General features: G+C 51.6%; 8 protein-coding genes. All 8 read left to right on the forward strand.

Annotation, left to right across the window (positions count from 1 at the left end; genetic code table 11):
* The first annotated feature begins 66 nt into the window (after window positions 1–66).
* The 8 genes from QVO66_RS08280 (at window position 67) to QVO66_RS08315 (ending at window position 21,042) form a co-directional block, all read left to right on the forward strand.
* Complete coding sequence (locus QVO66_RS08280) at window positions 67–1,443, forward strand: MFS transporter (protein ID WP_021854999.1); 1,377 nt, start codon at window positions 67–69, stop codon at window positions 1,441–1,443.
* Window positions 1,427–3,508, forward strand: a complete 2,082-nt coding sequence (locus tag QVO66_RS08285; RefSeq protein ID WP_021855000.1) for an alpha-L-rhamnosidase-related protein — start codon at window positions 1,427–1,429, stop codon at window positions 3,506–3,508. Before QVO66_RS08280 ends, QVO66_RS08285 begins: the two co-directional genes overlap by 17 nt.
* Entirely contained in the window at window positions 3,505–6,147 is a 2,643-nt protein-coding gene (locus tag QVO66_RS08290; RefSeq protein ID WP_021855001.1) for an alpha-d-galacturonidase, read from the forward strand. The genes QVO66_RS08285 and QVO66_RS08290 overlap by 4 nt, the downstream gene beginning before the upstream one ends.
* Window positions 6,148–6,165: 18 nt before the next feature.
* Window positions 6,166–10,209 (forward strand): beta-d-glucuronidase/beta-L-arabinofuranosidase, encoded by a 4,044-nt coding sequence (locus QVO66_RS08295; RefSeq protein WP_021855002.1) that lies wholly within the window; start codon window positions 6,166–6,168, stop codon window positions 10,207–10,209.
* A 323-nt stretch (window positions 10,210–10,532) separates the two neighbouring features.
* Window positions 10,533–13,631, forward strand: a complete 3,099-nt coding sequence (locus tag QVO66_RS08300) for a glycoside hydrolase family 2 TIM barrel-domain containing protein (RefSeq protein WP_021855003.1) — start codon at window positions 10,533–10,535, stop codon at window positions 13,629–13,631.
* A gap of 10 nt (window positions 13,632–13,641) precedes the next feature.
* Entirely contained in the window at window positions 13,642–16,452 is a 2,811-nt protein-coding gene (locus QVO66_RS08305) for a glycoside hydrolase family 2 (RefSeq protein WP_021855004.1), read from the forward strand.
* Complete coding sequence (locus tag QVO66_RS08310; protein ID WP_021855005.1) at window positions 16,452–19,598, forward strand: glycosyl hydrolase; 3,147 nt, start codon at window positions 16,452–16,454, stop codon at window positions 19,596–19,598. The genes QVO66_RS08305 and QVO66_RS08310 overlap by 1 nt, the downstream gene beginning before the upstream one ends.
* 34 nt (window positions 19,599–19,632) lie before the next feature.
* Window positions 19,633–21,042 carry a sialate O-acetylesterase gene (locus QVO66_RS08315; protein WP_021855006.1) on the forward strand — a complete coding sequence of 470 codons (1,410 nt, stop codon included), beginning with the start codon at window positions 19,633–19,635 and terminating at the stop codon, window positions 21,040–21,042.
* Window positions 21,043–21,343 lie beyond the last annotated feature (301 nt).

The following is a 21,343-nucleotide window of genomic DNA, read 5'->3' on the forward strand; positions in this document are numbered from 1 at the left end:
CCATAATACCTTTAAACGAATTAATCAGTAAAACAAATAAACGAATCTATTTACAAATCTAATAATATGGGAAAAAGTAAAGGAAGCTTAAAAAGCACCATAGCCGTGTCGCTGACAAACTATCTCGACGCGGGAGCAATAGTGGCCGGAGCCAGCGGCCTGACGCTTTGGCAGAATTATCTCGACCTCAGCGAAGCTCATTTAGGATGGCTCAATGCCATAAGCGCCAACTGCCTCGGTGCAGCAATAGGAGCGATAATAGGAGGATTTCTCGCAGACAAATACGGACGCAAGGCCATCTACACATATAACATGCTAGTGTATATGCTCGGCGTGGCAATAATCATGTTGGCCGTCAACTTCCCCATTCTGCTTTTAGGTTTTCTCGTAACAGGTATATCTGTCGGCGTAGGCGTACCGGCATCATGGACTTATATTTCAGAAAGTTCTGAGACGGCAAACCGCGGACGCAACATCTGCATATCACAGATGGCATGGGGCATCGGCCCTCTTATCATTCTTATCATCGGAACATTGCTGGCACCGGCAACAGGAGGAGCAGGCGACACCGGAGGAGTGCTGTTTCCTTTTGTTGAATACGTGGCCAACCTCATAACAGGCGGCGAGGCACAGGGCGCGGCACTAAACGTGTTCAGTTCACGCATCGTGTTCGCATCTCTCTTCATCGTTGCTTTCATAGCATGGCAGCTGCAACGCCGTCTCGACGAAAGCGCAGAATGGAAAGCTGCAAAGGCTGCTGAAGCAAAAGACGACACAAAGAAACACGGAGTGTTCTCTTCATTTGGCGAACTCTTCTCAAACAAGGTTTGCGTGCGCTCTATGCTGTTCTTGGCAGGAATGTATCTCACATGGAACCTTGTATGTTCTGTCATGGGGTTCTTCCAGCCGCACATATATGAGACGGCAGGCGGTCTCAGCAACGAGATGGCAAACATGTTTGCTGCCGGACAGTGGGTGGTCATCATCATCATGACATTTGTCTGCTCGCTGATTATCGACCGTGTCAACCAGCGCATGCTCTTTGCCATAGGCGTAAGCATGGGTGTTTTGGCTTGGTTGATTATTGTAACTATAGGCATCACCAGCATGACTGGTCTCGTTGTGTTCACACTTTTGTGGGCAATCCAGGCCGGAATATCCGTACAGACATTCTATGCACTATGGGCATCAGAGCTGTTCCCTGCCAAATACAGGGCAGCGGCACAGGGCATCATGTTCTTCATCGTAAGAGGCGTATCAGCCGTATGGGGACTCTACTTTGTTCACATCTACGGCAAGAACGGCGAAGGCTTCACCATCGCAGGATATATAATGATGGCATTCTTCATAATATCCCTCATCATAGGCACTGTGTGGGCACCTAAGACACAGGGCAAAACACTTGAACAAATAACAAAAGAAAGATATGGCGACAACATATAAAGCAACATGGATATGGTATCCGGGCGACTATGAGATATGGCTCGGCAACAAAATGAACAACCGCCGCACAGACCGCGGTGCGTATTTTCCGCCGTTCTGGAAACAGGACAGCCACTATGTAACCGTAGAGTTCAGCAAGGCCGTAGACCTTACAGAAGACGAAGAACTGAAGATCGAAGCCGAAGGCTCTTACAACATAAAGATTGACGGAAAGATGCTTTTTGGCATGCCCAAGAAAATTACTTTGGCTGCAGGAAAACACCGCATAAACATCAAGGTGCACAACCAATGCACCCCGCCGGCACTTTATGTTGACGGAAAGACGGTGAAGACAGACGGCACATGGAACGTAACATTTGAGGACAAAGAGTGGATTGACGAGAGCGGCAAGGCCAGCGACACGTCATCTACAGTATATATGCCGGCAGGATTCTATAACTTTGATAACATAGAACAGCGCCCGTCACAGTTTAAACTTGAGCGCGAACGCCATGAAGCCGTGGCTGCCGACGGCAACGTATACGACTTCGGAAAAGAGACTTTCGGCTATGCCATACTGAAAGGCATAAGAGGCAACGGCACGATAAACATCTACTACGGCGAGAGCAAGGAAGAAGCCACGGACAAAGACCACTGTGAAACACTCGACAAACTTGAAGTATGCAATGGCATAGTAACTGATTTGGCTACAAACCAGACAACAGAACTCGCTGACGAATACGTGCTCGGCAACAGCAAGGCATTTAGGTTTATCTGCGTTGAGACAGAAGGATGCTCTGTAAGCGGCGTAAGCATGGACTATGAGTTTATGCCCGAAGAAGAGAAAGGAACGTTCAGATGCAACGATGAAGAACTTAACAGAATATGGGAAATCGGCGCATACACAATGCAGCTTACCACACGCGAGTTTTTCATTGACGGCATAAAGCGCGACAGATGGGTGTGGAGCGGCGACGCAACACAGAGCTATCTGATGAACTACTATCTGTTCAATGACAACGACATGGTGAAACGAACCACATGGCTGCTTGCAGGCAAGGCTCCGATAACAAGCCACATAAACACCATAATGGACTATACCTTCTTCTGGTTTAACTCTGTATACGATTATTATCTGTACAGTGGCGACCGCCATTTCCTCACACAGATATATCCTACGATGAAGACCTACATGGACTACGTGCTCGGCAGAACAGACGAAGACGGCATGGTTGAGGGTATGGACGGCGACTGGGTGTTCGTCGACTGGGCAGACAAACCCATGGACAAGCACGGACAGCTCGCCTTTGAGCAGATTCTTTTCAGAAAGTCTCTTGAGGCTATTGCTGCCGTGGCCAAACTTACCGACAACGATGAGGAAGGAAACGCATACCAGGAAAAAGCCGACGAACTTGGCAACAAACTGATGCAGTTCTTCTGGAACGACGATAAACAGGCACTCGTACACAACCGTCTTAACGGAAAGCAGGGCGAAGACGTGTTCCGCTACCCCAACATGTTCGCCATAATATTCGGCTATCTTGACGAGGAAAGACAGCAGACCGTGAAGAATTCTGTAATCCTCAACGAGGACGTTCTCAGAATAACAACACCCTACATGCGCTTCTACGAACTTGAAGCCCTGTGCATGCTGAACGAGCAGGACAAGGTTATGAAAGAGATAAAAGACTATTGGGGAGGCATGCTCAAGGAAGGTGCAACATCATTCTGGGAGAAATACAACCCTGACGAACACGGAACCGAGAAACTGGCAATGTATGGCCGTCCATACGGCAAGAGTCTCTGCCACGCATGGGGAGCAAGCCCGATATATCTGCTCGGCAAATATTATCTCGGCGTGAAGCCCACAAAGCCCGGCTATGAGGAATATACCGTCGAACCGGCTCTCGGCGGACTCGAATGGATGGAAGGCACCGTGCCGGCTCCGTTCGGCTCCATCTATGTGAAAATGGATGGCAATTCGGTTACCGTAAAGAGTGACGGCGGCCATGGAACGCTTATATTGGAAAACGGAAAAAGAAACATAGAAATACCATCAGGAAAAGAAATTACAATTAAATTATGAGAAACATTCGAAGCATAATTGCATCAGGACTGGTGATAGCATTATCGAGTTGTGGAACCTCTGTAACGAAAGTAGAACATAACCCGGCAGTGCCGCAGACAGAGTATGCGGCATCTCTGATCAACAGTTATGTGCCTTCAATGCAAAAGGGATACAAGATTAAAATCGGTGTGGCCGAAAATCCGGCTAACCTGCCGCAGGAAGGATTCACAATAAAGAGAAAAGGCAAGACAATAAACATCATCGGCAACGACGCGTCGGGTGCCATATATGGCGCTAACCGACTGCTCGAGTATTATAAGCTCAACGGCAACCTGGAAATACCCACAATCATCGTTGACGCACCCGAAATGAAAATACGCGGAGCATGCGTGGGCCTTCAGAAGACAGTATACCTGCCAGGGCACAAAGTTTACGAATATCCTTACACACCAGAGAACTTCCCTTGGTTCTACGACAAGGAGCTGTGGATAAAATATCTCGACATGCTCGCAGCAGACAACATGAACGCCGTGTTCCTGTGGAACGGCCATCCGTTTGCTTCACTTGTAAAACTTGAAGACTATCCTTTTGCCGCCGAAGTTGACGATGCCACAATGGCTAAGAACCAGGAGATGTTCTCATTCCTTACGACAGAGGCTGCAAAGCGCGGTATACGTGTAATACAGATGTTCTACAATATCATCCTGTCGAAACCATTTGCCGACCATTACGGCATCGCCACACAGGACCGCAACCGCCCCATCACTCCGCTTATCAGCGACTACACACGCAAGAGCATTTCGGCATTTATCCAGAAATACCCAAATGTAGGCTTCCTTGTATGCCTCGGCGAAGCTATGGCTACGATAGAAGACGACGTTGAATGGATGAAAAATACCATCATACCGGGCATTAAGGACGGTCTGAAAGCGTCTGGCAGAACAGATGAGCCGCCTATCATCCTGCGTTCGCACGATACAGACGGTCCACGCGTGCTGCGTGAGTCGCTTCCGCTCTACAAGAACATTTACACAATGACAAAATATACGGGCGAATCGCTCACCACATATGAGCCGGGAGGCCCATGGGGCGAGACTCAGAGACAGCTCAGCAGCGTGGCTCCGATACACATAAGCAACGTGCATATTCTTGCCAACCTCGAGCCGTGGAGATGGAGCTCGCCAGCCTTTGTCGACAAGGCGGTGAAAGCCATGCACAGAGTTCATGGCGCAAACGGTCTGCACCTTTATCCTCAGGCAAACTACTGGGACTGGCCTTACACAGCCGACAAGCTCCCCAACGGTGAGCGTCAGCTGCAGATAGACCGCGACTGGATGTGGTATTCGGCATGGGGACGCTACGCATGGAAGAGCCAGAGAGACAATGACAATGTGTATTGGCAGAAGGTTCTGGCAGACTATTACGGCACCGATACGCTCACAGCAAGACATATTCTCAAGGCTTATGACGAGAGCGGCGAGATTGCACCTAAACTTATACGCCGCTTCGGCATCACAGAGGGCAACCGCCAGTGTCTGTTGCTCGGCATGAAAGCCAGCCAGCTCGTAAATCCTTATAAGTATACGGTTTATGAGGAGTTCTACCAGAGCTGTGGCCCTGCCGGCGAAAAGCTCATTGAATATGTTGAGAAAGAATGGAAGCACGAAAAGCACGTGGGCGAACTTCCGCTCGACATAGTAGACCAGTGTGTTGAACACGGCGACAAAGCTGTGGCAGCAATAAGCAATCTCAGCGACAAGATTACAAAGAACAAAGACGAGTTTGAGCGTCTTGTGAACGACATGGAGTGCTACAAAGAGTTTGCATATTCGTTTAAATACAAGGTTCTCGGCGCACAACAGGTGCTCAACTACAAGTGGAGCAAGGATGTAGAATACCTGAAAAAGGCCGTTCCGCTGCTCGAGAAGAGTAACGAATACTATAAGAAACTGGCCGAGAGAACAAAGGACACATATCTCTACGCCAACAGCATGCAGACCTCACAGCGCCGTATACCTGTAGGCGGTGACGGAGGCAAGTTCAAGACATGGGAAGAGATGATTCCTGTTTATGAGGACGAGCTTAACAGCCTGAAAAGCAACATCGTGAAGCTTACTTCTCCGGATGATGCTAACAGCAAGAACGAGAAATATCCCAAGGCCGTAAACGCTGACGTAAAACTGATAAGCAACTACAAGACCGTTACGCTGACCAAGGGCGCCAAACTGTTTGAAAACCGCGACGAGGCTATCGATTCGCTTGCTCCTGAACTTGAAGGACTCAAGGCTCTTGTGCTCAACCGCGACACAACGCGCATCGTGGGAGGCAAGGTTGAGTTTGAGACCAGCAAACCCGTCAAGATGCTTGTAGGCTTCTTCATCGACGACCAGAACAAGTTTGCCAGTCCTCCAAAACTAGAGACCGACGCTACCGGCAACGAGTTCGGACAGGCTGAGGCGCTGATAACCAACGCCATAAGCATGTCTAACATGCCTATAGTAAACATTCATGCATATCATCTTAACCCCGGACGCCACGTGATAAACCTGCCCAAGGGCATTATAATGGTTGCCGGATTTACAGCCACAGACCTCAAGATAAGAGACGCCAAACTCAACGGCGGCAGCAACGAGGTTGACTGGCTATTCATGAAATAACACTGCTGAAGAATAATAATGGTAAAGAACATCCTGTTAGTTTTGATGCTGCTGATATGCACCGACGCAAGCGCACAGAGCCGCAGCAGACGACGCACAAAGGCAAAGCCCGTTGTGCAGACTGTCGTGAGCCAGAAAGAGATGCAGAAGGTGTATGAGGCCGCACGAACTCCGTATAAATATGGTCTGGTCGTTGCTCCCGAAAGCAACGACCGGAAAATAGACTGCCCCACCGTGTTCAGGGAAGGCAACAGCTGGTATATGACCTATGTGTGCTACAACGGCTCTAACGGCACGAACGGAAGAGGCTATGAGACGTGGCTTGCCAAGAGCGACGACCTGCTCCACTGGACCACTCTCGGACGCATACTGGCATTCGGCAGCGAGGGCTGGGACATGAACCAGCGCGGCGGTTTTCCGGCACTTATCGACTATGAATGGGGCGGCAGCTACAACATTGAGAAATTCAAGGACCGCTATTGGATGACTTACATCGGCGGACAGGGCACCGGCTACGAGGCCGTGAACGCTCCGCTGAGCATCGGTCTGGCCTCAACTAAAGAGGACATCACCAAGGCGCACCTGTGGGAAACCTACAAGAAGCCCATACTGTCGTATGACGACAAGAATGCCCAATGGTGGGAGCAGCTGACTCAATACAAGAGTACGGTGTACAGAGTAGACAAAAAGAAGTTTGGCTACCAGTTCATGATGTTCTACAATGCCGGCGGAAAAGACGCCACTCATCCAAAAGGCGAACGCATAGGCATTGCCTTCTCGAACGACATGAGGAAGTGGCACAGATACAAGGACAACCCCATATTCGCACACGACAGCGACGGAACAATAACCGGCGACGCGCAGATAGTGAAGATGGGCAACCTGTATGTAATGTTCTACTTCTCGGCCTTCAACCCTACACGCGAATATAACGCGTTCAACACCTTTGCGGCCAGCTACGACATGATTCACTGGACCGACTGGAAGGGCGAAGACCTCATTGTGCCGTCGAAGTCTTACGACGAGATGTTCGCTCACAAGAGCTCCGTGATCTACCATAACGGCGTGGTATATCACTTCTATTGTGCCGTAAACAACTCTGAACAGCGAGGCATCGCCCTGGCAACAAGCAAGCCCATGGGACAGAGCGAAGTCAGCTTCCCCAAGCCCAACGCAACGGGCAAGCGCTTTATAACGTCGCTCAACGACAACTGGGAAGTGAGCTACGGCCGCAACAAGTTCAGAACCGACATACCCTACAATCTTGACGACTATTACGGTGCGCTGCAAAAAGAACACGGCAACCTGCACGGCAGAGCCGACTTCAAGAAGTTTTTCCTTGCGCCCAACATGGAGGGCAAAGAATACTTCCTGCGCTTTGAGGGCGTAGGAACATACGCCGAAGTGACGCTCAACGGCAAGAAAATAGGCACCTACGACATTGGCCGCACGACCAAAACCATTGATATAACAAAATATGTACGCAAGGGCGACGAAAACCAGCTTGAAGTAAGGGTGAACCATCCGAAGGGCATAACCGACATGCCGTGGGTGTGCGGCGGATGCAGCTCAGAATGGGGCTTCAGCGAAGGTTCACAGCCGTTCGGCATTTACCGTCCCGTGGTACTTGAGATAACAGACAAGGTGAGGATAGAACCCTTCGGCGTGCACGTATGGAACAATGCCACGGCTGACAGCATATTCGTAGACACAGAAGTGCGCAACTACGGCACTGACACCGCTTCTGTAAGCCTGACTAGCAAGATATGCGAGCAGAACGGCAAGCAGGTGATACGCCTCACAGAGAACATAACGCTGAAACCGGGCGAGACCAAGACCATAAGACAGTCGGCTCCGATAAGCAATCCTAATCTTTGGAGCATAGAGAAGCCTTATCTCTACAAGCTCAGCAGCATTATAAAGCGCAACAACAAGGCCACCGACGACCTCGTAACTCCGTTTGGTGTAAGGACGGCAAGCTGGCCGCTGACACGCAACGACGGCGATCAGCGCTTCTATCTGAACGGCAAGCCCGTGTTTATCAACGGCGTATGCGAATACGAACACATGTTCGGACAGAGCCACGCTTTCTCCGACAGGCAGATAGACGCACGCATAAAGGAGGTGAAGAGCGCCGGATTCAACGCCTTCAGAGACGCCCATCAGCCCCACAACCTCAGATATCAGGAGCTTATCGACAAGGAGGGACTGCTGTGGTGGCCGCAGTTCTCGGCCCATATATGGTATGACACGCCACAGTTCAGGGAGAGCTTCAAGCGCCATCTTATCCAATGGGTGAAGGAGCGCCGCAACTCGCCGTCGATAATACTGTGGGGACTGCAGAACGAAAGCACCCTGCCGGCCGACTTTGCCAAGGAATGTTCTGACATAATACGCAAGCTCGACCCGACATGCGGCACCATGCGCCTGATAACGACATGCAACGGAGGCGAAGGTACAGACTGGAACGTGGTGCAGAACTGGAGCGGAACCTACGGAGGAAAGATTGAAAACTACGGCAACGAGCTGAAACAGCCCGACCAGCTGCTCAACGGCGAATATGGCGCATGGCGCACCGTGGGCAACCATACGGGCGAAAGATACACCGAGGAGAAATTCTGCGACATACTGGAGCGCAAGGCACAGCTGGCCGAGAGCGTAAAAGACAGCGTATGCGGACAGTTCCTCTGGGTGCTGCAGAGCCACGACAACCCCGGACGCCGTCAGCCCGACGAGGGCCTGCGACGCATCGACAAGGTGGGTCCGTTTAACCACAAAGGACTCTTCACCACATGGGAGCAGCCTACAGACGCCTTCTATATGTATAAGTCGCGCTATGTCAAGGCCGACGACGAACAGACCGTATATATCGTGCCTAACATCTCTGAAGACAGCGTGCGCGTATACAGCAACTGCGACTCTGTAAGACTGAGCTGCGGCAAGTGGGCAGAAACTAAGGTGAAGGCCGACACGACGTCGCTCTTCAGATGGACAGGCATAAGCCTCGACGGCGACATCATCAAGGCTACGGCATATCACAACGGCAAGGCCGTGGCCGAAGACTCGATAGCCCTGCCGTCATACAAGGACTGGGACGAAAGCATGCTGAAACCCCTGAAAGGCTACAACTATCTTTACAACATCAACTGCGGCGGCGACTCTTACACCGACAAGTTCGGCACGGTGTGGATGCAGGACAACACAAAATGGTCTAAATCATGGGGCAGCAAGTTCCCCAAGGAAGCCAGTCCGTATCAAGCCAGCCAGACATGCAACAACGGCCTTGCCGTGTCGCCTCTGTTCCGCACGTCGCGCTTCGGCCGCCACGAGCTGTCATACAGCTTCCCCGCCAAGCCGGGCAACTACCGCATAGAGCTCTATTTCATTGAGCCGTGGTATGGAGCAGGCGCAAGCGAGACAACCGACTGCGAAGGTCTGCGCCTGTTTGACGTGGGCATCAACGACAGCACGTATATCAGAAACCTCGACCTCTGGGCACAGGCAAGATATGCCAAGCCATACAAGCGCGTGGTGAACATACACAACTCTGACTACCGCATAAACATCAACTTCCCCAAGGTGAACGCCGGACAGGCCATAATATCGGCCATAGCCATAGCCACAACAGACTCTACTGCGGCTGCCGACTATCCCGAGGAGAACGAGCCGGAGATGTGGAAAAACTTTGACAGCGACATACTCACCAACACGCCCGACAGCCTGCTGCCGCCGCGCAGCAACAGCTCGATAAGCGTGGAGGGAATGATAAACAACGGAGTGATGACATGGAACTACAACGTAGGTGTGGCAAAGGTTTATGCCCTGCGCTTCCGCTACTACAACCCCGAGGCCGAGCGCACACTGCACGTGAAGATAACCGACCTCAACGGCGTGGTGTATAAGGAAGACGACATAACGTTCGTAAAGACGCCTGAAAAGAAAACCAAGAGGCGCAACACCAGCATCACCACCGGCTCGCAGACCAACGCCGGCAGCTACATAGTGACACTGAGCGGCGAAGGTATTGAGAAAATGTTGTTTGACAAACTGACTATCGAATAAAGACCGGCTCTGCCGGCTGCCAACTCAAGCCGCCACGGCATACGGCCCTACTGCTGTTGAAGGGCTGTTTTGCCGTTGCGGCAGCAACGTTTTTAATCGGATGCACAACGCACTGATTTTCAACACGTTGCAAAAGGCCGTCTTTTAGACTGCAAAAGATGCCATTTTAGACGGTAAAAGCATACCTTTTAGGATGCAAAAGGACGCCTTTTACAAAACGGCTGACATGTATCGCAAAACTTAAAAGGAAAGATACATGACAAGGACGCATGACAACGATGCACCGAAACTCGGAAAAATAACATAAAAGAAGATACAGACAAATGAGAAACATCCTGATGACAGCCACACTTGCCTTATGCTCGTGCATGGCAATGGCACAAGGCCACGACTGGGAAAACCAGTATGTGCTCTCTATAAACCGCGAACCGGCAAGGGCGGCGTTTACGCCATATCTTACTGCTCCGGGCGACATGACCATGACGCTCGACGGACAGTGGAAGTTCAACTGGACCAAGACGCCCGACATGCAGCCGGAGAATTTTTATCAGACCGACTTCAACGACAGCGGTTGGACAACGTTTCCCGTGCCGGGCGACTGGGAGATGAACGGCTACGGCACGCCTATTTATTGCAGCTCCGGCTACGTGTTCAAGATTAATCCGCCCTACGTTATGGGCGAACCCAAGCAGAAATACACTTCGTTCATAGAGCGCAACCCCACGGGCTGCTACCGCCGCACGTTCACCGTTCCGGCATCATGGAGCGGCAAGGAGGTGTATGTCCACTTCGGCTCAGTGTCGAGCGCATTCTACATTTATGTCAACGGCAAGCAGGTGGGCTACTCGCAGGGCAGCATGGAGCCGGCAGAATTCAGGCTCACGCCCTACCTCAACAGCGGCACTAACCTCATAGCGCTTAAGGTTCTGAAATATTCAGACGGCAGCTATCTCGAAGATCAGGACATGTGGCGCATCGGAGGCATACACCGCAGCGTGTATCTATATGCCACGCCGCAGATACGCATACGCGACTTTGGCGTGCGCACCATTCTCGACGACACATACACCGACGCCACACTCGTGGTTCATCCCGAACTTGAAGTCGTTGGCAGCCAGCGCGGCGAGGGCTATCACATCGAGGCGCAGCTGTATGACGCCGAGGGCAAGGCAGTGCTCGACAGCACTCTGAAAGAAGATGCCGCCACGATGCTCAACCTCGACAACAAGGCAAAGATAATGAATGCACGCAACCCGCAGCGCGGATATGCCGCCTACGGATGGCTCAAGGCAGAGGTGAAGAATCCGCATAAGTGGTCGGCAGAGACGCCTTATCTGTACACGCTCAAGCTGGCTTTGGTAGACAAGGCAGGCAACACCATAGAGCGTGCAGAGACAAAGGTGGGTTTCCGCAAACTCGAAATTAAGGACGGCCGCTTCCTCGTCAACGGCAAGCAGGTGCGCCTGCGCGGCGTAAACCGCCACGAGATGGACCCCATAACGGGCAAGGTGATGACAGAAGAGCGCATGCTGCAGGATATAATGCTGCTGAAGCAGTGCAACATTAATGCCGTGCGCACATGCCATTATCCCAACGACACGCGCTGGTATGAACTGTGCGACAAATACGGAATATACGTCATGGACGAGGCCGACATAGAGGAACACGGACTGCGCGGCAAGCTGGCAAGCGAGCCTTCGTGGGCAGCGGCCTTCATAGACCGCACACAGCGCCTCGTAATCCGCGACCGCAACTACCCCTGCGTGGTGTTCTGGTCGCTCGGCAACGAGTCGGGCTGGGGCCCCAACTTCGCGGCTACCGGCGCATGGATAAAGGAATACGACCCCACACGCTTCATTCATTACGAAGGAGCGCAGGGCCCCGACAGCAACGACCCGGCAACGGTAGACGTGATAAGCCGCTTCTATCCGCGCGTGCAGGAGGAATATCTTAACCCCGGTGTGAAGGACAACAACATGGAGCGCCCTGAGAACGCGCGCTGGGAACGCCTGCTGAGCATTGCCGAGAAGAAAGGCGACAACCGCCCCGTAGTGACGAGCGAATACGCCCACGCTATGGGTAACGCCCTCGGAAACTTCAAGGAATACTGGGACGAGATATACAGCAATCCGCGCATGCTCGGCGGTTTTATATGGGAATGGGCCGACGAAGGCATATTCAAGAAGCGCGATGACGGCAAGACTATGGTGGCATACGGCGGCGACTTCGGCGACGCGCCTAACCTCGGTGCATTCTGCGTGAAGGGCATCGTGTCGTCCGACAGACAGACAACGCCTAAATATTATGAGGTAAAGCAGGTTTATGCGCCTCTTAAACTGACGCTCGACGGCAACCGCATTAACGTTATAAAGCGCGACGAACACGTTGATATAAACAATTACCGCTTTACATGGAATATCACAGAGAACGGCAAGATAAAGAAGAAAGGCGAGCTGAAAGACTTCACGTTGCCTCAACTTAAATATTCTGACGATGCCGACGTGCGCCTCAACATAAGCGTAACGCTGAAGAACGACGCAAGCTGGGCAAAGGCAGGACATGAGATCATGCACAGCCAGTTTGTGCTCAACGACAAGCTCGCGACAGCCTTCAAGGCCGCTGAACTCAAGAAGAACAAGGATGCCGACATAGAGGCTGCAAAGCAGTGGATAGAGAACGTAAAGCCAAGATTCTTCCGTGCGCCGACCGACAACGACAAAGGCTTCGGCAACTGGATTGCAAAAGACTGGAAAAGAAACCGTCTCGACTCAGCCGAAATTGTTGAGAACGAGCCGGTGAAGGCAACGAGAAATACAGACGGAACTGTGAGCGTCAAGGCTTCTTACACCTGCAAGTACATCAAAGGTTCTATACGTACCGACTACAGCTATACCGTAGACGCAAACGGTTCGGTAGACTTTAAGGCAACATACACACCGAGCGGAGAACTGCCGCCACTGCCGTGCGTGGGCAATACCTTTGTTATGCCGGCGTCATACACTAACATCAGCTGGTATGGCATGGGCATGCAGGACACTTACCCCGACCGTCTTGAGGCAGCATGCATAGGCCGCTGGAACTCAACTGTCGACAAGCAGTATGTCCACTATCCGCGTCCGCAGGACAGCGGCAACCACGAACAGGTGGCTGAACTAATGCTGACAGACAGCAAGGGCAACGGATGGAAGGTTACGACAGAGAGCGGCAAGCCATTCTCTTTCTCTGCCCTGCCCTACTCTGACATGCAGCTCTACAACACGGCGCACGACTGCGACCTGAAGGTTGAAGACCATGTTTACCTCAACATCAACGCCGCCGTGATGGGACTTGGCAACAGCAGCTGCGGTCCCGGCGTGCTCACGAAGTATGCCATCAAGCAGCAGCCCTACTCGCTGCACCTCCGTTTCACCAAGATTAAATAAAAATACAGATATGAAAAAGATTTTAATTTCAGCACTCTCGCTCTTTGCGGCCATGACATCAATGGCCCAAAGCAGCGTCTACACGCAACGCCAGTATCTGAGCGGACGCGGAAGCGACGACATGGTGCAGTGGGACTTCTTCTGCACCGGTGGTAACAACTCGGGCAAGTGGACCAAGATTGGTGTCCCCTCTTGCTGGGAGCTTCAGGGCTTCGGCAACTATCAGTATGGCATGAAGTTCTATGGAAAGGCTTTTCCCGACGGCATTGCCGATGAGAAAGGCATGTATAAGTATGAGTTCACCTTGCCCGAAGAATGGGCAAACCATCACATCGAGCTCGTGTTCGAAGCCTCGATGACCGACACAGAGGTGAAGATAAACAAGCGTAAGGCCGGCTCTATGCACCAGGGAGCATTCTATCGCATCACCTACGACGTGAGCGACCGCGTGTTCTTCGGCAAAAAGAAGAACCTGCTTGAAGTTACCGTGAGCAAGGAGAGCACCAACGCCGGTGTGAATCTTGCCGAGCGCCGTGCCGACTACTGGAACTTCGGCGGCATCTTCCGCCCTGTGTTCATCGTCTGCAAGCCTGCCATCAACATAGAGCGCACAGCCATTGACGCCAAGGCCGACGGCACATTCAACGCCTATGTGCTGCTTAACCACACGCTCGAAGGCGCAAAGGTGAAGACCACTATCAGCGACATGAGCGGCAAGAAGGTGGCAGAGAACACCACAGACGTTAGGACAGGCGGCAACGAAGCCAACGTTTCGTTCAGCGTGAAGAGTCCTAAACTGTGGACGGCAGAAACGCCTAACCGCTATAAAGTGAGCTTCGCACTCATCGACAAGAACGGCAAGACGCTGCACATCGAGCAGGACAAATTCGGCTTCCGCACAATAGAGACAAGAGCAGGCGACGGACTTTACATCAACGGAAAGAAGGTGAACATACGTGGTGTGAACCGCCACAGCTTCTGGCCGGAGACAGGACGCACGCTAACTCCGCAGAGAAACATCGACGACGTGAAACTGATGAAGGCCATGAACATGAACGCCGTGCGCCTTTCTCACTATCCTGCCGACCCTGAGTTTTATGATGCCTGCGACAGCCTCGGCCTCTATGTGATGGACGAACTAAGCGGATGGCATGGCCATCACGAAACTATCAACGGACAGAAACTTATCCGTGAGATGGTTATACGCGACGTTAATCATCCTTCTATAATATGGTGGAGCAACGGAAACGAGAAGGGATGGAACACCGAACTTGACGGCGAGTTCCACAAATGGGACATTCAGAAGCGTCCGGTGCTGCATCCGCAGGGCAACTTCAGCGGCTATGAGACAATGCACTACCGCTCTTACGGCGAGAGTGAGGAGTATATGCGCAAGCCTGAAATATTCATGCCTACAGAGTTTCTGCATGCTCTTTATGACGGCGGAGCAGGTGCCGGACTGTATGACTACTGGGAACTTATGCGCTCATGGCCGAGATGTGCCGGAGGATTTATATGGGCACTGGTCGATGAAGGCGTTGTAAGAACCGACATGAACGGCATGATTGACAACGTTGGCAACTACGGAGCCGACGGCATAGTTGGTCCTCACCGCGAGAAGGAAGGCAGCTACTACACCGTGAAACAGATATGGAGCCCTGTTCAGGTGTCAATGCCGGACAACTTCAACGGCACTCTCAACGTTGAGAACAGATATAACTTCCTGTCGCTCAAGGGCTGCAAGTTTAATTATTCTTACGTAAAATACGACGGAGCTGAAACCAAGACAGTAAAACAGGGCACTGTAAACGGTGCCGACATAGCTGCCGACAGCAAGGGCGAAATAAAGATTCCTGCTGCTCCCGACAATGCAGATGCACTCAGCATAAAGGCGACAGACCAGTATGGTGAGGAACTTTACACATGGGTGTTCAAGCTGAAAGACGCAGACAAACTGCAGGTTAAGGCTGCAAAGGCCGGCAAACCTGTTATGAACGGCAACACTGTGAAGGCAGGAAACGTTACCTATACATTCTCAGAGACAGACGGAACACTGAGCAGCGTAACCACAGGCAAGGGCGAATATAAGTTCAACGGCGGCCCGAAATTCTTTGCTTATCGCCGCGCCGACCGCTCATTCGACCAGTTCTATAACCACGACGACCCTGAAGCAGAGAAGAAGAAGACCACCTACACCGCCTATGAAGACCAGGGAACATTTGCCGGACTGAGCTGCAAAGACGGACAGAACGACACCCTGATAGTAACAGCCGACTACAAGCTCGGCTCACTTCAGAAGGCAGAATGGCGCATCGCACCCGACGGCGGAGCACGTCTTGTTTATACATACAACTTCAACGGCGTTGTCGACCTCATGGGCGTAATGTTCAATTTGCCTGAATCTGACGTACTGAGCAAGCAATGGCTCGGCCACGGTCCTTACCGTGTATGGAAGAACAGACTGCATGGTCCGCAGCTTGGAGTATGGAGCAACGAATACAACGACCCCGTTCCGGGCGAAAGCTTCACTTATCCTGAGTTCAAGGGTTACTTTGCCGGCATACAGTGGATGAAGCTGAAGACCAAGAACGGCACAATAACCCTGCAGCCTGGCACCGACAAGGAATATGTAGGAGTTTATCAGCCGCGCGACGGACGCGACCAACTGCTCTACACACTGCCCGAAACAGGCATAAGCATGATGCAGGTGATACCGGCTGTAAGAAACAAGGTGAACACCACAGACCTCAACGGTCCTTCGGCACAGCCTGTATGGGCACGCGGAAGCTATACCGGAGAAGTAACCTTACACTTTGAATAATGATGAAAAAACTCTTTTCGATAATACTTGCGTTCGCCACTTGCGCAAACGCGTTCTCACATAAAGCCATTCAGGAGTCCGCTCCTGAATGGTATAAACGTTTCATGGCCCCTGCCCCAGAGACTTATCCCTGGACTTTCTGGTACTGGATGTACGGCTGCGTAAGCGACGAAGGTATCAAGTTAGACCTTGAAGCAATGCACGACGCAGGCATTGCAGGCTTCTATCTGATGCCGATAAAGGACACGACGGACGGCAAGGGCTACAACGGCACAGCACGACAGCTCTCGCCCGAATGGTGGAAGCGCATGGACACAGTATTCCGCACGGCAGACAGTCTGAAACTGCAGATGGGCATACACTTCTCTGACGGTTTCGCCCTCGGCGGCGGCCCTTGGATCACTCCGGCAGAGTCGATGCAGCGCATTGTATGGTCTGACACCATTGTGTCGGGCGGCAAGCAGAGCCTCACTTTGTCACAGCCTAAGGCATACAAAGACTATTATGAGGACATTGCCGTTTACGCATATCCAGCCGAATATGCCGACGACCGCAAGCCAAAGGCTTCAGTAACATTCCCGTTCCGCTCGTCAGAGCCGTGCGACATCATCATGTCTTACGACAAGCCCTACACCCTGCGCAGCGTTGAAATAATTACCGGAGGCAACAACTATCAGGCTCACCGCTTCAAGGTGTATGCCTCTGACAACGGAAAAGACTATAAATTCGTAAGAGAAATAAGTCCGGCAAGACAAGGATGGCAGAACACCGACGCCTATGCCACTTATGCAATACCTGCCACAACGGCACGTTTCTTCAAGTTCCACTGGACTCCCGAAGGCAGCGACCCTGGTTCGGAAGACATGGATGCGGCAAAATGGAAGCCCAACCTTAAGATTGCAGGCATCGTGCTTGGCTCAGAACCCGTAGTTGACGGATATGAAGGCAAGTCGGGCAAGGTGTGGCGCGTGTCAAAGAAGTTCCCCGTTGCCGACAACGAGTGCGTGTCTTTAAGCGAAATGATAAACCTTTCTGACAAGTTTATCTCATCTAATCAAACAGGCAAAGATGTAACCGTAAACCTTCCGAAAGGCAAGTGGCACATACTAAGAATAGGCCATACATCGACAGGACACACCAACGCCACCGGCGGCGGAGGACGCGGACTGGAGTGCGACAAGTTCTCGCGCGAGGCCATAAACAAACAGTTTGACAACTGGTTTGGTGCCATATACAACCATGCTCCCAAAGATGTAGTAAAGCGTGTGTTGACACGTCTGCACGTTGACAGTTGGGAGTGCGGCAGCCAAAACTGGAGCAGCAACTTCGCTGATGAATTTAAGCGCCGCCGCGGCTACGACCTCATGCCATGGCTTCCGCTCTATGCCGGAGTGCCGATGGTGTCTTCTGACAAGTCAGACGCTGTACTGCGCGACATACGCCTTACCATTGCCGAACTTATCAACGACGTGTTCTTTGACGAGGTTGAAAAGCTCGGGAAGAAATATGGATGCACTCTTTCAGCCGAATGTGTTTCGCCTACAATGGTGAGCGACGGCCTGCTGCACTATCAGCACACAGACTATCCGATGGGCGAGTTCTGGCTCAACAGTCCTACTCACGACAAGCCCAACGACATGCTCGACGCCGTAAGTGGAGCGCATATATATGGAAAGAACATCATACAGGCCGAAGGTTTCACAGAAGTAAGGGGCACATGGGATGAGGATTTCGCACTGCTGAAACCGCTGCTCGACCGCAACTACTGTCTCGGAATAAACAGCATTGTGTTCCATGTGAACACTCATAATCCATGGACCGACCGCGCACCGGGCATGACGCTCGACGGCATAGGCACGTTCTTTCAACGCGACAACACATGGTGGCGCGAGATGCCTGCCTTCACCGACTACATAAAGCGCTGTCAGGCGCTATTGCAATATGGCAGTAACGTGGCAGACCTCGCAGTATACACAGGCAACGAGACACCGAGAAGAGCATTACTGCCCGAACGTCTTGTAAGTTCGCTGCCCGGACTTTTCAGTGAAAAGGACATTCTGCGCGAAAAAGCCAGACTGGCAAACATTGGTCAGCCGCTAGAAGTTAGTCCCGTAGGAGTTACACATACAGCCAACATGACCAAGGCCGACGCATGGACCAATCCGCTGAGAGGCTACCGTTATGACTCGTTCAACCACGACGTGCTGACAAAAGCCCGCGTTGAGAACGGCATGATTGTAACAGAAGGCGGCACAAAATATGGCGCACTCGTTATTCCGCAGGCACGCCCGATGAACCCCGACCGCATAGTTACATGCTGGAACGTGATAGACTCGCTCGAGGCTAAAGGCGTACGCGTGATACGTGAGCCGTGGACACAGAGCGACCTTTCGTCAATAGGCATCAAGCGCGACATCACGCTGCCTGAAGGTATCGACTATGTTCATCGCCATGCAGAAGATGCCGACATCTACTTCATGAGCAACCAGACCGACAAAACCATAAGTTTTATGCCTGAGTTCAGAGCCGTAAGAGCCAACAAATATATTGCTGACCCGATGACAGGCAAAGTGTATAATGCGCAAAACGAGCTTACACTGACTGCCGGAGCATCGCTCTTTGTTGTGCTGACCGACCAGAAAATTGATGCCGAAAACATGCCTGACATGAGCAAATATGACACGGCTATAAGCCTTGACGACAACAAATGGACCGTGAAGTTTGAGAAAACCGGCAAACAGGTAACCACGGAAAAGCTCTTCGACTGGAGCAAGGCAGACGACCAAAGCGTAAAATTCTACTCGGGACACGCCACATACGAAACAACGTTCAAGTATAAGGGCAAGCCTGAGGGCCGCGTATTAATCGACCTTGGCGAAGTAGCCGACATTGCCACAATGTATGTAAACGGCAAGATGTGCGGCACGGCATGGATGCCGCCGTACAACGTTGACATAACACAGGCAGTGAAAAAGGGCAAAAACGAGCTGAAAATAGTTGTAGTGAACACATGGGCAAACGCCCTGCAGGGCAACGACCAGGGCACTCCACCGTTTGAAGGCATTTGGACTAACGGCAAATACCGCCGCGCAAGCAAGGAACTGCTGCCGGCAGGACTGCTGGGACCGGTGGTGATTAAAAATTAAGAATTAAAAAGTAAAAATTAAACTTATATACTACATGAAAAGACTTGCATTAATCCTTGGCGCTATGTTTGCCGCTACTGGCATCAGCGCGAAGGTTACGCTACCAAAGATGTTCGCAGACGGAATGGTGATGCAGCGCGAGACTAACGCCAACCTGTGGGGAGAGGCAAAGGCATCGGCCACAGTGAAAATCACTACGTCGTGGAACAAGAAAACATACTCAGTGAAGGCAGACAGCAACGGAAAATGGAAGGCATCGGTAAGCACTCCCGAAGCAGGCGGCCCCTACTCAATCACACTGAGCGACGGCGAGAAGACCGTTCTGAACAATATCCTTATAGGCGAAGTGTGGATATGCTCGGGACAGAGCAACATGGAGATGCCGATGAAAGGCTTTAAGAATCAGCCTGTTGAAAACGCCGTTGAGGACATACTGCACAGCAGCGACAGCAACCTGCGCCTGTTTACAGTGAAGCGCAACAGCCAATTCAGCGCCGTAGACACCGTAAGCGGTTCATGGAAAGAGGCTTGCCCGGCGTCAGTGCGTGAGTTCAGCGCAACAGCCTACTACTTCGGACGCGAACTGCGTCAGGCTCTCAACGTGCCCGTAGGACTTATCGTTGCGGCATGGGGCGGCTCTGCCTGCGAGGCATGGATGACAGCCGACTGGCTGAAGGCTTTTCCCGATGCCAAGATTCCGGCATCGCCTGAAGACATAAAATCTAAGAACCGCACACCGACAGTGCTCTACAACGGCATGCTTCATCCGATCATCGGCTACACCATGCGCGGAGTGATTTGGTATCAGGGCGAAGACAACGTTACGCGCTATCAGACTTATGCCGACATGATGACGGCAATGATTAAAGGCTGGCGCTCACAGTGGGGACTGGACGACTTCCCGTTCTACTACTGCCAGATTGCTCCTTACGACTATAAGCTGATCAACTATACGATAAACAGCGCCCTGCTGCGCGAACAGCAGGCAAAGGCAGAACTTATGATCAACAACTGCGGCATGGCTGTGCTTATGGATGCAGGACTTGAATACGGCATACATCCACGCAAGAAGAACCTAGCCGGCATGCGCCTAGCACTGCTCGCACTGAGCAAGACCTACGGTGTTGAGGGTCTGACAGCCGAAAGTGCATACTATAAGGACGTAACGTTCAAGAACGACACGGCCGTGGTTACGTTCAACCGCGCCAACATGTGGATATACGGACGCAACGGACTGAAGAGCGACCTGTTTGAAGTGGCAGGCGAAGACCGCGTGTTCCACCCCGCCAAGGCATGGATAGAGCGCAGCAAGATGTACGTAAAGAGCGACTCGGTGAAGAAGCCTGTGGCCGTAAGATACGCCTTCAAAGACTGGGCCGACGGCGACCTGTTCTGCGACGGTCTGCCCGTAAGCTCGTTCCGCACAGACAACTGGGACGAATAATCCTGCCGTAACAACGTTACAGGCATCATTCATTATAAGCAAAATCGTTACACTTATGACTGCCGGATGTAAGGCAACTCATAAATGTAACGATTTTGCTTTTCTGTCAACCATGTTTTCCGAGTATGATTTTTTCATGCAGACAATATTGATATGCCCCGAAATTCCGATATCATATTTAGGTAAAAAGTCATGACAAAAATATTTTTCAATCTAGAAAACGGACATTAAATTTATGTTAATGCAGCAACATTACAGAAGGCACATCATTAACATTTATTTGGATATCAGACAAAATAAT

This window comes from Prevotella sp. CAG:255, assembly GCF_000431195.1.
In the GTDB taxonomy this organism is placed as follows: Bacteria; Bacteroidota; Bacteroidia; order Bacteroidales; family Bacteroidaceae; genus Prevotella; species Prevotella rara.

Excerpts from the sequence above, each read along its gene's own strand:
- QVO66_RS08280 (WP_021854999.1), top strand. The coding sequence starts at position 67 with ATGGGAAAAAGTAAAGGAAGCTTAAAAAGCACCATAGCCGTGTCGCTG.
- QVO66_RS08315 (WP_021855006.1), top strand. The coding sequence starts at position 19,633 with ATGAAAAGACTTGCATTAATCCTTGGCGCTATGTTTGCCGCTACTGGC.
- QVO66_RS08300 (WP_021855003.1), top strand. The coding sequence starts at position 10,533 with ATGAGAAACATCCTGATGACAGCCACACTTGCCTTATGCTCGTGCATG.
- QVO66_RS08295 (WP_021855002.1), top strand. The coding sequence starts at position 6,166 with ATGGTAAAGAACATCCTGTTAGTTTTGATGCTGCTGATATGCACCGAC.
- QVO66_RS08285 (WP_021855000.1), top strand. The coding sequence starts at position 1,427 with ATGGCGACAACATATAAAGCAACATGGATATGGTATCCGGGCGACTAT.
- QVO66_RS08290 (WP_021855001.1), top strand. The coding sequence starts at position 3,505 with ATGAGAAACATTCGAAGCATAATTGCATCAGGACTGGTGATAGCATTA.
- QVO66_RS08310 (WP_021855005.1), top strand. The coding sequence starts at position 16,452 with ATGATGAAAAAACTCTTTTCGATAATACTTGCGTTCGCCACTTGCGCA.
- QVO66_RS08305 (WP_021855004.1), top strand. The coding sequence starts at position 13,642 with ATGAAAAAGATTTTAATTTCAGCACTCTCGCTCTTTGCGGCCATGACA.